This is a genomic window from Brachybacterium sp. (assembly GCF_036379615.1).
GTDB lineage: Bacteria > Actinomycetota > Actinomycetes > Actinomycetales > Dermabacteraceae > Brachybacterium.
Genome location: NZ_DASVGJ010000061.1, coordinates 196,062 through 210,263, shown reverse-complemented (window position 1 = coordinate 210,263; position 14,202 = coordinate 196,062). Strand labels below are relative to the sequence as shown.

12 protein-coding genes are annotated in these 14,202 nt (G+C 72.3%); 3 read left to right on the top strand and 9 right to left on the bottom strand.

The window, feature by feature from the left end:
- Nucleotides 1-26 precede the first annotated feature (26 nt).
- A complete protein-coding gene (gene rpsT / locus VF289_RS13225) occupies nucleotides 27-293 on the top strand; it encodes a 30S ribosomal protein S20 (RefSeq protein ID WP_330884360.1) in 267 nt (88 codons plus the stop codon).
- Between the two features lie 113 nt (nucleotides 294-406).
- On the opposite strand, the gene holA is transcribed toward rpsT, so the two are convergent.
- From holA to VF289_RS13185, 8 genes are all read right to left on the bottom strand, one after another.
- Entirely contained in the window at nucleotides 407-1,393 is a 987-nt protein-coding gene (gene holA / locus VF289_RS13220; protein WP_330884359.1) for a DNA polymerase III subunit delta, read from the bottom strand.
- A 34-nt stretch (nucleotides 1,394-1,427) separates the two neighbouring features.
- On the bottom strand, nucleotides 1,428-3,791 hold the full coding sequence (locus tag VF289_RS13215) for a ComEC/Rec2 family competence protein (RefSeq protein WP_330884358.1): 2,364 nt from the start codon (nucleotides 3,789-3,791) through the stop codon (nucleotides 1,428-1,430).
- Nucleotides 3,788-4,669: a helix-hairpin-helix domain-containing protein gene (locus tag VF289_RS13210; RefSeq protein WP_330884357.1), complete on the bottom strand. Its 882-nt coding sequence runs from the start codon at nucleotides 4,667-4,669 to the stop codon at nucleotides 3,788-3,790. The genes VF289_RS13215 and VF289_RS13210 overlap by 4 nt, the downstream gene beginning before the upstream one ends.
- Nucleotides 4,670-4,860: 191 nt before the next feature.
- A complete protein-coding gene (locus VF289_RS13205) occupies nucleotides 4,861-5,592 on the bottom strand; it encodes a vitamin K epoxide reductase family protein (protein ID WP_330884356.1) in 732 nt (243 codons plus the stop codon).
- A gap of 49 nt (nucleotides 5,593-5,641) precedes the next feature.
- Nucleotides 5,642-6,634 carry an NAD-dependent epimerase/dehydratase family protein gene (locus VF289_RS13200; RefSeq protein ID WP_330884355.1) on the bottom strand — a complete coding sequence of 331 codons (993 nt, stop codon included), beginning with the start codon at nucleotides 6,632-6,634 and terminating at the stop codon, nucleotides 5,642-5,644.
- On the bottom strand, nucleotides 6,631-9,324 hold the full coding sequence (locus VF289_RS13195) for an alpha/beta fold hydrolase (RefSeq protein WP_330884354.1): 2,694 nt from the start codon (nucleotides 9,322-9,324) through the stop codon (nucleotides 6,631-6,633). Before VF289_RS13195 ends, VF289_RS13200 begins: the two co-directional genes overlap by 4 nt.
- A complete protein-coding gene (locus tag VF289_RS13190) occupies nucleotides 9,318-10,349 on the bottom strand; it encodes a 3-oxoacyl-ACP synthase III (protein ID WP_330884353.1) in 1,032 nt (343 codons plus the stop codon). Before VF289_RS13190 ends, VF289_RS13195 begins: the two co-directional genes overlap by 7 nt.
- A 106-nt stretch (nucleotides 10,350-10,455) precedes the next feature.
- A complete protein-coding gene (locus tag VF289_RS13185) occupies nucleotides 10,456-11,490 on the bottom strand; it encodes a sugar phosphate isomerase/epimerase (protein ID WP_330884352.1) in 1,035 nt (344 codons plus the stop codon).
- Nucleotides 11,491-11,554: 64 nt separating this feature from the next.
- On the opposite strand from VF289_RS13185, the gene VF289_RS13180 reads away from it, so the two are divergent.
- Together VF289_RS13180 and VF289_RS13175 are read left to right on the top strand one after the other, a co-directional pair.
- On the top strand, nucleotides 11,555-12,823 hold the full coding sequence (locus VF289_RS13180) for a GNAT family N-acetyltransferase (protein ID WP_330884351.1): 1,269 nt from the start codon (nucleotides 11,555-11,557) through the stop codon (nucleotides 12,821-12,823).
- Between the two features lie 100 nt (nucleotides 12,824-12,923).
- On the top strand, nucleotides 12,924-13,532 hold the full coding sequence (locus tag VF289_RS13175; RefSeq protein WP_330884350.1) for a thymidine kinase: 609 nt from the start codon (nucleotides 12,924-12,926) through the stop codon (nucleotides 13,530-13,532).
- A 27-nt stretch (nucleotides 13,533-13,559) separates the two neighbouring features.
- On the opposite strand, the gene VF289_RS13170 is transcribed toward VF289_RS13175, so the two are convergent.
- Complete coding sequence (locus VF289_RS13170; protein WP_330884349.1) at nucleotides 13,560-13,943, bottom strand: hypothetical protein; 384 nt, start codon at nucleotides 13,941-13,943, stop codon at nucleotides 13,560-13,562.
- Between the last annotated feature and the right edge of the window lie 259 nt (nucleotides 13,944-14,202).

Genomic DNA, 14,202 nt, shown 5'->3' with positions numbered 1-14,202 from the left:
CGCAGCAGCACAAGAGAAGAGTCTTCGTGGCAAACATCAAGTCCCAGATCAAGCGGAACACGACGAACGAGAAGGCGCGCCTGCGCAATCGCGCCGTCAAGTCCGAGCTCCGCACCTACACCCGCAAGGTGAAGGCCGCCGTCTCCACCGGCGACGCCGAGGTGGCGGGCGAGGCGCTCAAGAGCGCCTCCCGCAAGCTCGACAAGGCCGTCTCCAAGGGCGTCATCCACCAGAACCAGGCCGCGAACCGCAAGTCCGGTCTCGCGAAGCTGGTCGCCGGCGTCAGCAAGTGATGTCCGGCAGCGAATGAGCTGCCTCCCCGCCTGACGGGGTGACCAGGAGCCCGGTGCGCAGTGATGCGCACCGGGCTCCTTGCTGTGCAGGGGCTTCGCCGGGCAGGGGCGGTTCAGCCTGCGCGCCGGGCCCGGCAGATGCCCATCACCATGCGCTGCACGGACCACTGGGGGTCGCGTCCGGCGCCCTTGACCTCGTGATCGGCGCGGGCCACGGACTCGATCGCCCGGGCCAGGGAGCGGTCGTTCCAGCTCCTGGCCTCACGGCGGAGGTTCCGCAGCATCCAGTCGGGCATGCCGAGGGTGCGGGAGCTCGCCTCGGGCGCGGTGACCTTCGCCAGCGACCGCATCTTGGAGGCGATCGCGGCGACGATCGGGACCGGGTCGGCGCCGGCGAGCTGCGCCTGCTGGAGCAGCTGCAGGGCCTCCTGCTCCCGTCCGGCGATGGCGGCATCGGCCACCGCGAAGGCGGTGGACTCGACCCGGCCGGCCGTCAGCGCGTGGACATCGGCCACGGAGACCTGGGGAGCCTGCTCCCCGGGATCGGGGGTGGAGTCCTCGATGAGCTGGCGGCTGATCGCGGCCAGCTCGGCGAGATCGGTGCCGAAGGCATCGACGAGGGCGATCAGCGCCTCGGGCTGGATACGGCGCTGGGCGCGCGCGAACTCGGCGGCGACGAAGCTCTGCTTGTCCGCGGCGCGCTTGACGGGACTCGCATCGACCCGCGGGACGCCGGCCTTCTTGAGCGCGTCCAAGAGCTTCTTGCCGCGGTTGCCGCCGCGGTGCACGAGCACCACGGAGACATCCTGCTCCGGAGCCTTGACGTAGTCCAGCAGCTCGAGGACGAGGGCGTCCGGTGCCGCCTGCAGCTCGGGGACGACGACGAAGCGGGGCTCCCCGAACAGAGAGGGACTGGCCACCTGGGCGAGGGCGCCCGGGCCGAGGGCGTCCCCGGAGAGGTCATGGATCTCGACGGTGGGGTCCGCCTCGCGGGCGAGGGCGCGCAGGCGCTGGACGGCCCGGTCGGCGATCAGCGCCTCGGTACCGTGGACCAGCACGATCGGGGCGAGGGCGACACTGTGCCACTCGACATCGCTCACGGCAGGCTCCTGACTGCTGGGGGACCGGACGATCCTATCGGGCGGGGCCGACGCTGCGCGCCGTCGAGGCGTCATCGAGCGGCAGCACCACGGTGCCGTGGACATCGGTGCGCAGCACCTGTGCACCGGTGTCCTCCATCAGGTCCAGCAGCTCATCGGTGGGATGGCCGAAGCTGTTGTCCTGTCCCACCGGGACCAGGGCGAGCTCGGCGTCGAGCTGCCGGTAGAGCGGATCGTGCTGGAAGCGGGATCCGTGATGGGCGACCTTGACGATGTCGGTCGGGCCCGGGGACAGCGCCGCGACCTCGGCCTGGGCCGCGGGCTCGAGGTCCCCGAGGGCGATCAGGCGGGTGCCGTCCTCCCAGTTCGCCTCGAGCGCGATCGAGCAGTCGTTGGCCGCGTCCCCCTCCCCCGCGCCGTGCTCGGCCGCACTCGCGCGGCGGGCGTCCTCTGCGGAGCCGGGCCACAGCACACGCAGGAGCAGTCCTGGGCTCTCCCAGGACTGTCCGGTGACAGCGACCGTGGTCGGGACCTCGGGGACGACGTCCTCCGCGGCCTCGGGCAGCGGGCAGATCCACTGCGCCGTCGGCGTGCGCGATCCGCTCAGCGCAGCCCTGCCCCCGGTGTGGTCCGCATGAGGATGGGTCAGCACCAGCAGGTCTATCCGACCCACCCGGAGCCGGTCCAGGCACCGGCTCAGCGCGGCGGGGTCCGGGCCCGTGTCGATCAGCACGGTGGCGGCGGCGCCGTCCGGGGTCCGGGGACGCAGCAGCAGGGCGTCGCCCTGGCCGACGGCGCACAGGGCGAGACGCCACTCCTGGTCGCCGCCGAGAGGGACCAGCCGTGCCGCCCCCGGGGCGAGGGCCACCACCAGCAGGCCCGCCACCACCCACCGCACGACCGGCAGGCGACGGCACGCGATCGCGATCGCCGCGATGATCAGCACGGCGACGGCGAGCAGCAGACCGGGAGCTCCCTCGGGGACCGCGATGCGGGACCCCGGCAGAGAGTCCGCGGTGCGTGCGATCAGCAGCACGAGATGGGCGCCCCCGGCGGCGATCGTCCACAGCAGCGATGCGGCGGCAGGCCAGAGCGTCCCGATCACGAGGGCCAGCAGACCGATCACGGTGGAGGGCCCCACGAGCGGTCCCACGATCAGGTTCACCGGCACCGCCCACACCGAGAGCTCCGGCGTCAGCAGGATCAGGACCGGGGTGCACACCAGCTGCGCGACCAGCGGGACGGCGAGCACGAGGGCCGCGGTCCGCCCGATCCTGTCTCCTGAGGCCTCGGCGATCACCGCCGCGAGCGGCGGCGCGGCCAGCAGGATCGCCGCCGTCGCGAGGGCGGAGAGCAGGAAGCCGATCGATGCAGCGGTCACCGGATCCAGCACGGACCACAGCGCGACGGTGAGGGCGAGAGCCGCCACCGGTGAGGCGCGCACACCGGCGAAGCGTGCGGCCAGCAGCGGTGCGGCCATGGTGGCGGCTCGCTGGACGCTCGGCTCGTCGCCGACCAGCCAGACGTAACCAGCGACCACGATCCCTGCGGCGAGCAGGCGGGGCCGCCTGCGCACCCCGGCCAGCAGCAGCGGTCCCAGCACCGCGGCGAGCACCAGTGCGATGTTCGCGCCGGAGACGGCGACCAGGTGCGAGATCCCGGCGCGGCGCATGATCTCCTCCGTCTGCTCCCCCATCCCACGGGTGTCGCCGGTGGTCATTCCCCGCACCAGGGCGGCCTCGTCGGGAGGCAGATGGGCAGTGGCCCGACGCGCCTGCTCGCGCAGCTGGTGCCGTGCGGACTGCGCGCTTCTGGTGAGGGCACCGCCTCTCACCGGGTGCACCTCGGTGACGCGCAGGACGACCAGGTCTCCGCTGACCGACACGCGCCCTCGCAGCTGGGCCGCATCCCCGTCCCGCACCCGGGCGAGATCCCGTGCTGCCGCGCCCGAGGCGCGCACGAGCACGGGCATCGACCCGGGCAGGACGACGGTGTCCCGACCGATCCGAGCGGGTGCTCGCACGGTCCGGGCCCGCATCTGCTGGCCTGAACGGGACCACTGCGGCCCGCTCGCCGGGACGGCGGGGTCCGCTGCCGCGACCACGGTGAGCTCCACGATCAGTCCCTGCTCCGCGGCGGCCGAGAGGGCGTCGTCGGTGCCTCCGTGACGCTGCAGCGCCGGGAACAGCAGCGCACCGGCCAGCACCACGATCCCGAGGTGCGCGAAGATCGCCTGCGCCGAGCGGGTGGGACCGAGGAGCGTGATGGCGGTCAGTGCGAGGGCGATCAGCACTGCGCCACCGGCGATGGCAGCGGCGGTACCCGCGGTGACTCCGAGCACCGCAAGTGCCCATATGCAGGTCGCTCCGGGCAGCAGGCGCAGGTCACCGCGGGTCATACGGTGGCCTTCGGACGGATCTCCTCGAGGGTGGCCGGCCCGATGCCGGAGACCTCGAGCAGGCCGTCCACCGACTCGAACGGACCGTTCTTCTCCCGGTGCTCGAGGATCCGCTGGGCGATCGCGGGCCCGACCCCGGGCAGTTCCTCCAGCTCCGCGAGGCTCGCCGTGTTCAGGTCGATCGCGCCTGCAGCGTCGGGGCCCGAGGCCGCGCCGTCGGCGCCCGCGTCGGCCCCATCGGCGTGCCCGTCCCCGGATCCAGGGGCGTCGCCCGGCTGTGGTCGCGGGTCCTCCCCCGGCACCGGGACATGGACCTGCTCGCCATCGACGAGGGGCCGGGCGAGGTTGACCGCGGTGAGGTCCGCCTCTGCGGTCGGTCCACCGGCCGCGCTGAGCGCGTCATCGACCCGGGCTCCGCCGGGGAGCCTCACCACGCCGGGCGCCGTGACCGCGCCGGAGACGTGGACGATGAGCTCACGGCTCTCCTGCGGCGCCGGGCTCGAATCCTGCTGCTCCGCTCCGTCCACGGTGGGGGCACTGCTCGCCGGCATCTCGCCGCCCTCTGATGCCGAGCCCTCCCCGGCCTCCGGGACGTCGGCGGGCGCGCTCGGCGCCGCCGGATCGGCCGATGCCGCCGCTGCGGTCTCCGTCTCGAGCGGCACCGCGGAACCGGTTCCGGAGAGGTGGACGACCCCCACAGCGATCAGCACCAGCACCGCCACCCCCACGAGCGCCGAGGGGGACGGTGCCGGCAGCGAGAATCTCCGGGCCCGCGACGGTTCGACGTGATCCCGACGCTCGATCAGCGCCTGACCGGTGCGGCGGTGCCGTCCAGCACGGCCGCTCCGTGGCCGCTCGGATCCGATGTCCTGTCCCATGCCCGTCAACCTAGGCGGGCGCGGGCCTCCTGCTCCCGGCGGAGCACACCTCTGGGGACGTGGAGCCTCTGGGGAGGAACGGTCCGGGCAGCGTCACAGCGGTGGGGTCGGTCCGGCAGCGTCAGCGCCGTGGGAGCGGTGCGGTGCAGTCGCCGCCGTGGGATCAGCGCGGCGGCGCCGGAGTCACAGAGTCAGCCCAGGCCCAGCATCATCAGCCACTGGTGGCGGAAGGCCACGCCGATGACGACCACGACCAGCAGGTACCACAGCAGCGTCAGCACCACCCATCGGCGCAGCAGGTTCCCCAGCGGGGCGGGGAGCCGCAGATCGCCGCTCTCGATGGTGCGAGCGAGGGTCACGAAGAACATCGGTGCCGTGATGGTCCAGATCACCATGCACCAGGGGCACAGCGCCCGGATCAGGAAGATCGCGGAGATGGCCAGGAAGTGCACATAGCCGAAGGCGAAGGTCATGCCGCCCAGCCGGGCCCAGCGGACCCAGGAGGGCAGGTGGGTCCCCGAGACCATCAGCGCGCCGAGCAGGCCCATGATCGCGAAACCGCCCAGACCGATCGCCATGTTCGGGATCCCCAGCGCGGCGGACTGCCAGGTCATCATCACGCTGCCGCAGGAGATCAGCGGATTCACGTCGCAGGCGAGGCTCGCCCCGGGATTCGCGAGCAGGAACTCCTTGCCGACCTGCAGCTCGAGAGAGGAGATCCAGCCGATCAGCCCGCCGATCAGCAGCACCAGCCCGGCGAGGCGCTGCCCGGCACGCGGCGTCGCCGAACGCTCCGCGGCGATCTCCGCGTCGATCTCGGCCAGCAGATCTGCATCGGGCTCGGCGTTCCCCGAGCGTCCTGCCCTCTCCGGATGATCAGCGGGCTCTGCAGGCCCCGCAGGGCCGGTGGGTATCGAGTTCATGAGATGACCGTGCTCTTCCGTGCGGGGGGTCGGGATCCGTGACCGGAGTTCAGCGGACGGGGTGCTCGCGGAACCAGGTGGCGAGGCGGGCGTTGCCCTCGTCCATGCTCACCCGGGGCGTCCACTGCAGGCGCTCGCGGGTGCGGCGCTGGTCGAACCAGTGCGCCGTGGACATCTGCTCGGCGAGGAACTCCGTCATCGGCGGTTCATCGTGCCCGGGGCGCTTCTCCCAGAGCCGCTCGATGACGCGTCCGGCGAAGCGTGCCGCGCTGCCGGGGACGCGCAGGGTCGGCGCGGGCACGCCAGCGGCCTCGCACCAGCCGGCGAAGACGTCGCGCACGGTGCGGGGCTCGCCGTTGGAGACCACGAAGCTCTCCCCGTGCACCTCCTGGATCCGGTCGAATCCGGCGACGATCGCCTCCGCGGCGTTGGTGACGTAGGTGGTGTCGATCAGCGCCATGCCGTGATCCAGCAGCGGCAGCCTGCCTCGACGGGCCCGGTCCACGATCCGGCCCACCAGCTGGGTATCACCGGGACCCCACACCACATGGGGGCGGATCGAGGTGACCAGCAGGTCCTGCGAGCCGTCCGCCTCCATGGCGAGCAGCTCGGCGGCGGCCTTGGTGCGGGCGTACGGTCCGCGGGCCCGCGAGGGATCCGCGGAGGTGGCATCGGCGCCGACGATCGCCCGGCCCAGATGGGCGACCGACGGGGAGGAGACGTTCACGAGCGCTCCCCCACCCTGGGATCGCAGGGCGTCGACCACGTGGCGGGTGCCGTCGATGTTGATCGCCCGGTACTCGTGCTCCGGCCCGGAGAGGGAGACCTTGGCGGCGAGGTGGATCACCGCGTCGGCGCCCTCCACCGCCCGGCGCACGTCCTCGGCCTCGGTGAGGGCGCCGAGCACGTCCTGCACCCCGTCGATCCCGGCCGGGCGGCGCTGGAAGGCGCGCACGCTCGCGCCACGGTCCCGCAGCACGGTCGCGACGGCACCGCCGAGCATGCCGGAGGCGCCGGTGACCAGGACCGTCGGAGCGCTCACAGGGCGTCCGCCCGTTCCCCGGAGAGGGTCTGCTCGGACCAGCGAGAGAGCGCCGCGCGGTCGATCTTCGAGTTGTGGCGGATGTCCGTGGGCAGCGAGCTGGTGGTGAACACCGCGACCACCTCCGCACCGGAGCGCTCGCGCACCGCGCGGCGCACGGCCTCCTGGAGGGAGGGCTCGGCAGGGCGGGGACGGCCTGCCTTCCCCGGGCGGTAGCCGTCCACGGTCTCGAGCACGACCACGATCTGCTGGGTGCCGCGGGGGCCGACGACGGCCGCGCCGGCGCGGCGCACCGTCGGCACGGACTCTGCGGCGCCCTCGACCTGGACGGGCGTGAGCAGGCCGTCGGGGGTGGCCAGGACGTGCGCCGCACGACCCTCGACCCACAGCCGTCCCTCACGGTCCAGATGGCCGACGTCGCCGGTGGCGTGCCAGCCCTCGAAGCGCATCGAGGTGTGCGTGGTGCGCCAGAGCATGAGGTAGCGGTCGCGGACGTGCGGCGCGCGCACCAGTATCTCGCCCCTCACCTCGGCGTCCCGGGTGATCTCTCCGGTGGTGGTGCCGAGCTCGTCCATCACGGCGATGGCGATCTCGACCCGCGGCACCGGACGCCCGACGCAGACTCCGGACCCCTCGCCGGCATCCTCGATGCCCTCGAGGTCGATCGCGGCGACGGCCAGGCACTCGGTCATGCCGTACGGGGTCAGCGCCCGCGCATTCGGCATCAGGGTGCGCAGCTCGCGCAGCAGCGGCGCGGGGATGGGGGCACCGGCGGAGAAGAAGCTCGCCGCACGGGCCATGGCGGCCCGGCCGGTCTCGTCGAGCTGGTCCGCGGTGTCGATGATGTTGCGCAGCGCGGCGGGAGCGGTGAACACCGCCGGGCTGCCCAGCGCGTCGATCGCCTCGGCCAGAGCCGGCGCAGTGAGATCGCCCGGCCGCATGATGTCCATGTCGGGCACCACCGTCGGCGCACCCAGCGCCGGGCCCAGCAGGGCGAAGGTCGCGAAACCCGCGACCAGTCCGCGCTCGGGCGCCAGATCCAGGGTGTCGCCCACAGCGGTGAACATCGCGCCCAGCTGGCGATGGGTCAGCACGGCGCCCTTGGCGGGCCCGGTGGACCCGGAGGTGAACAGGATCGCGGCGTCCGCATCGGGGTCGGGCCACGCCGCATCGAGCGGCGCACCGAGCTCCCGCTGCAGCGAGCCGGAGCGGGCGAGCTCGGCGATGGAGGTCTCCACGCCGAGAGCGGTGCGATCCACCGTGGGCAGCTGCTCGACCGAGAGGCGGCGGCCGGGCCAGCCGAGCGCCCTGGCGCCGACCAGTGCCCGCTTGATGCCGATGAACCAGTCCGGGTGCGAGCCGATGACCGCGCGGGTCAGGCCCGGGATGCCGAGCCCGGCATCTGCGACCACGGCCACGGCACCGATCCGGAAGCAGGCGTAGAGCACTCCGGTGAGGTCCGCGCCGGGGGTGACCAGCAGGCTGACCCTGTCCCCGGGTCGGACGCCGTGGGAGAGCAGCCCCGCGGCGATGTCGTCGACCCTGCGGTCCAGCAGCGACCAGGAGATCTCCCGCGGTTCGCCGTCGGGACCGCTGAGCTCGACCACGGCCGGGCGGTGCGCGTGACGGGGGTCGGCGGCGAGCTCGGCGAGCCGGGCGCTGATGGGGCGCTCGGGCGCCTGCTCGGCGGCGGAGGACACCGGGTGCCAGGCCGGCGCCTCGGTGCGGGGCTGCTCCGCGGTGCCGAAGGTGGTCTCGAGCCAGTCGGCGACCAGGCCGGCGACGTCGGCGTCCTCCCACACCAGGTGGGAGGCGCCCTCGAAGCGATGGACGTCCGCATGGGGCACACGCTGGATCAGATCGCGCAGGAAACGGTCGGAGAAGGTGATGTCTCGCGGACCCCAGGCGAACAGCGTCGGGACGCGGAGCTCGGTGAGCCCCTCGGCGACCCGCTCGAGGGTGGTCCGGGAGGGATGGTCGGCGGCGGCGGGGATGTCGGCGACGAACTGGTCGATGCCGAGCCGGCGCGAACGACCGCGGTAGGGGGCGAGGTAGGCGTCCTGCACCTCGCGCGGCAGCGCGGGCTTGGACAGCGACAGGGTGGTGCGCAGGAAGGTGTCGGTCACCGAGGTCGAGGGGGTCCGGAACCAGGGGGCGGTCGCGAGCTGCAGCGCCTTCGGCAGCGCCTCCTCGAGCTTCTGATGGACGCCGGTGTTGGTGAGGATCATCCCGGCGAGGTCGTGGCGGTTGTCCAGTGCCCAGCCCGCGGAGACCAGCCCGCCCCAGTCGTGGCCGACGGTGACCACCGGGCCGCGCAGCGACAGCGCGTCCGTGAGCAGCGACAGGTCGGTGATGCGGTCCTGGTAGCGGCGCTTCACGCCGGTGCGCTCGGACCAGCCCATCTCCAGCTGGTCCACCGCGATCAGGCGCCACGGGATGTCGTCCCGCACCAGAGAGCGGAACAGGAAGGAGTAGGTGGGGTTGCCGTGGACGGCCAGCAGCGTGCCGCGCGGGGTGATGCCGCGCTCGGCCAGCAGCGGACCGGAGTCCAGCAGGTGCCAGCGACGCTTCTCGCCGGTGTGGTCGCGCACCTCGAGGGTGCGGCTGAGGCGAGGATCCACGCCCGGCAGGGCGGGAGTCTCCTCGAGCGTGGCGCGACGGCGCCCGGTGCTGCCCTTGGTGCTCACCACTCGACCTCCATCATCCCGGTGTTGAGTCCTGAGCCGACGCCCATCAGCAGCACGCGCTGGCCCCGTTCTATCGAGTCCTGATGATGCGCGAGGGTCATCGGCACCGCTTCGGCGGCGACATTGCCCCAGTCCGCGAGCGTCATCGGGATGCGGTCCATCCCCACCCCGGTGATCTTGGAGAAGTTGCGGATGTAGACCGTGGAGACCTGGTGCGGGATCACGATGTCGAGGTTCTTGAAGTCGTATCCGGCCTCGTTGGCGCCCTTCCAGGTGTCCAGGATGAGCTGGATGCCGTTCTCGAGCAGACCGGCGGAATCCGTGCGCATGTCCTGCATGTTCGCCACGCACAGCTCGTGATGCTCGGTGCCGGCGCGCGCCTGGGTGTGCTTGAGCCGGTGCCCCTCGGGATGCTCATCCGTCGGGCCGAGCACGGCGGCGGCCGCGCCGGAGCCCAGGGTGAGGGAGGCGAACTGGTTGTTGAAGTCCGCACGGGTGGAGGTCTTGGAGTTCAGGCGGTCGATGGTGCCGCGCTGCACCTCCTCGACGTCTTCCGCGCCCACCACCAGGGCGTACTTGATCTGGCCGGAGTCGATCATGCTCGAGGCCATCGTCATGGCGTTGACGAAGCCGAGGCAGGCGTTGGTGATGTCGAAGTTCATCGCACTGGAGGGCAGGCCCAGGGAGTGGTGGATCCCGGTGGAGACCGCCGGCTCCAGGTGCTGGCGGGACACGGAGGCGTTGATCAGCAGGCCGACCTGGTCGCGCATGATCCCGGCCTTCGCCATCGCACGCTCCGCGGCGAGCACGACACCCTGCTTCCAGCCGTTGTCCCGGTCGCGCCACCAGCGGCGCTCATAGACGCCGGCCACTCGCTGCAGCACGCCCTTGGGCAGCCGCAGGCGCTTGCGGGCCGGGGAGAGCATCTCGTCGATGTCGTCGGAGGTCACCGTGACCTGCGGGAGGCTCATCTCGACCGCGAGCAGGCTGGTGTTCCTGTGGACGATCCCTGTGTTCCCGTTCCCCATCAGCGTGCGCTACCTCGTCGTTCCGTGTGGCCGTCGTCGTGGCGGGTCGCCGGGACGGGCCCGGTGCCTGCATCCGTCATTGTCACACCTGCACCTGGGGACGCCCTCACGGGGTGGTGGATCCCACGCCACCCCTGTCGGGACCGTCTCCGGCGCCGCCCTCGCGCTCCTCTCCCCCGTCGATCTCGCCCGGGGCGGGTTCGCCCTCGAGGTGGTGACCGAGGTGATGGCGGGCGAAGGCCAGGCTCTGGCGCAGGGTGCGCTCGCGGATCTCTGGATTGCCGCTGGTGGTGACCTCGAGCAGCACCGATCCCTCCCAGCCGCGGTTGGCCAGGCGTCGCAGCACCTCGGCGCACGGCTGGTTGCCCTCGCCGGGCGGCAGGTGCTCGTCCTTGGTGGTCCTGCCGGAGCCGTCCGCCAGGTGCAGGTGGGTGAGCCGGGCCCCGAGCCGCTCGATCATCTCCAGCGCATCGTCGCCCGCGGTCGCGGCGTGCGAGAGGTCGACGGTGACGTGGGAGTACTCCTCGTCCGTCGGGTCGTGGTCGGGCAGATAGTTCAGCAGCTCCCGCACGCCGAGCCGCCAGGGATACATGTTCTCGACCGCGATCGCGATCCCGTGCTCCTCCTCGAGCGCGGCGACCCCCTCGACGAAGCCGCGGGCGTACTTCCCCTGCCAGCGGAACGGCGGATGCGCCACGATGGTGGGGACCTCGAGCTCCTTGGCGATCTCGATCGTGCGCTCGATCTTCACCCAGGCGTCACGACCCCAGAGCCCCTGCAGGAAGAACAGGGTGGGGGCGTGGAGCGAGAGGATCGGCAGCTGGTACCGCTCCGAGTACTCGCGCAGGAGAGTCGGGTCCTGGCTGTCCTTGGGATAGGAGACCATCACCTCCATGCCGTCGTAGCCGATCTTCTGCGCGAGGCGGAAGCCCTCCTCGACCCCGGCGGGGAAGACGGACGAGGTGGACAGGCCCACCGGGATCCGTCGCTGGGGGTCCTGGTCGCTGCGGGGGTCCCCTGCGGAGAGCCGCCGGGAGAGCTTCTCCCGCGCCGTGCGATGTGCGCTGCTGGGCCGGGTCAGGGGCTTGCGGGCACCGTCTCGCGGTGCATCCGCCGACGGATGGTCACGGCGTGGGCTCACGGCATCTCCTCGGGCTGGACGGGCGTGGTCAGTATGCAACAGCGCGCGTCCTAGACTCCTGTCCATGCGTGTTCGCGATCTCACCGCCGAGGACCTCGTCGGCTACAGGACCATGACCTCCGGTGCTTTCGGCGGCAGCTTCGATCCGTCGTCCCCCGAGGTCGCGAAGGGCTTCGCCGCCGGTGAGACCGCGCTCGGCATCGACGCCTCCACCCTGCCGGGTGGAGAGGACGGGGTGATCGCCGCCGGTGCCAGGATCAGGCACGACCAGGTGGTCCTCGGCGGAGGCCTGGCCCGCTGCGGCGGTGTCTCGGGGCTCGCCGTGCATCCGGCGCACCGTGGGGACGGGCTGTTCGGCGAGCTGCTCACCGCGATCATCGCCCGCTGCCAGGCCGAGACGATGCCGCTGTCGATGCTCTACCCCTCGAATCCGTCGATCTACCGCCGATACGGCTACCAGGTGGTCTCCCGGGTCGAGTCGCTGATCGTGCCGCTGGTGGACCTGCAGCGGCTGCGGCCGGTGCCGGGGCGACGCCTCGTGGCGGTGACCGAACGGACGATGCCCCGGCTGCGGGAGCTGTACCACTCGCTGAGCGAGGGCGAGAACGCCCTGCTGCGTCGGGAGCCCCCGCTGTTCCCGGCAGGTCTGCCCCCGCTGCCGTGGTCCGCGCTGCTCCTCGAGGACGCGGACGGCGAGGCCCACGGCTACGTCTCCTGGTCGCGCCGCGGCGGCGAGGAGGTCGGGATCGAGGTGCACGAGCTCTTCGGCCGCACCCGTGCCGACCGGCAGGCACTGCTGCATTCACTGGGTTCGTGGTCCACCGTCACCGCATCGATCAGGCTGCGGCTGCGCAGCGACGACCCCGTCCTGGATCTGCTGCCAGGGGGCGGAGCTCGTCCCGATCCCTCCCCTGTGCCGCTGGTGATGATGCGGGTGATCGACACGGCCGCGACCCTGCAGGCCCGTCGCGCACCGCAGCACCTCGACGGCGCGGTGCGCCTGATCGTCGAGGACGACACGGTCCCGGCCGGCACCTGCCGGGCCGCCGGGCGCTTCCTGGTCTCGGCCCATGAGGGCACGGTCACCGCGCTCGAGGAGACGGAGGGCGCTGCACCGGAGGCGGGGGCGGCTGCGGTGCCGGGCGGGAGCCCCGCGGCCGCGCTGGGCACAGCGCGCCTGGACATCCATGCCGCCTCGCTGCTGCTGGTCGGTGGTCGCAGCCTCGCCGACGCCCGCCGCCTGGGCCTGCACGCCGAGGCCGATGCCCCCACCGAGGCCTTCGTGGACGCGCTGCTCGCCGGTCCCCGCCCGAGCGTGCTCGACGCCTTCTGACCTCAGTATCGTCTGGTCATCGTCTGATCCCGGCGCCCGCCTTCTGACCCGAGCCTCCCCCTCGGACCCCTGACTCCCCCCGACACCCCGGAGCACCCGCATGGCCAAGCTGCATTTCAAGTACGGAGCGATGAACTCCGGAAAGTCCGACACCCTCATCAAGACCGCGTACAACTACGACGAACGGGGCCTGGACACCCTCACCGTGAAGCCTGCCCTGGACACCAAGGGCGAGGACTGGGTGGTCGCCCGCGGTGGGGCGAAGCGCCGGGTGGACGTGCTCGCGGCAGTGGGCGACGACCTGCGCGCACGGGTCGACGCGACGGCCGACGAGCGCGGGCTGCGCCCTCTGCACTGCGTGCTCGTGGACGAGGCGCAGTTCCTCGAACCGCACCAGATCGACGACCTCTTCCGGATCGCGAAGCTCGATGGCGTCTCGGTGATCTGCTACGGCCTGCGGGCGGACTTCCGCACCGTGATGTTCCCCGGCGCCGCGCGCCTCTTCGAGCTCGCGGACAACATCGAGAAGCTGCCCACCATGTGCCGCTGCGGCTCCCAGGCCGAGTTCAACTGCCGAGCGGTACAGGGTGCCTTCGTCTTCGAGGGGGCGCAGGTCGCGATCGACGGCGAGGACGTGACATACATGTCGCTGTGCGGTCCGTGCTTCCTGCAGGAACAGGAGCGCGCCGGCGTCACCGTCCTCGGGTGACACCGGCGCGCGGCGGGGTGCTGCGGCTCAGGAGCTGAGCGGGCGGTCCTCGCCGATCTCGGCGTCGCCACCGGCGTGGGCGCTGCCTGCGGACTTCTCGGCGACCTCGGCGGCGTCGCCGTCCAGGTCGTCGGAGGAGCCGCTGAGGCGCTCCTTCGCGGAACCTGCCGCATCGCTGACGGCGCCCTGCGCCTTGGAGGCGACCTCCGGGGCCTTCTCTTTGACGGTCGAGGCGGTGTCGTGAGCGACCTTGGTCGCGGTGTCCTTGGCCTGTGCGGCACGGCGCTGGACCTCGGGATCCTCTGCCACCTTGTGCGCGGTGCGCTCGAGGGACTCGTACGGGCCGCGGCCCGCCCGGGAGCCGACCACGAAGCCGATCGCGAGTCCGGCCAGGAAAATGAACTTCTTCATCGCTGCCTCCAGCATCGTCCGGTGTGTCACCAGCATCGTGCCACAGCCCCGGGCGGCGCCGGAGGCCTGCCGACCGACCGGTCCTCGGACACCGCGCCGAACCCTCGTCCCGCCGCGTCCCCGACCTCGTCCCACGTCGGTCCCACTTCGGTCCCACTTCGGTCACACAACCTCCACGAGCAGCGCCCCGCAGCGGTGTCCGGGCCGCGCCGCACGACCTACGATCAGGGGGCGGGGACTCCGGCTCCACCGACCCGGA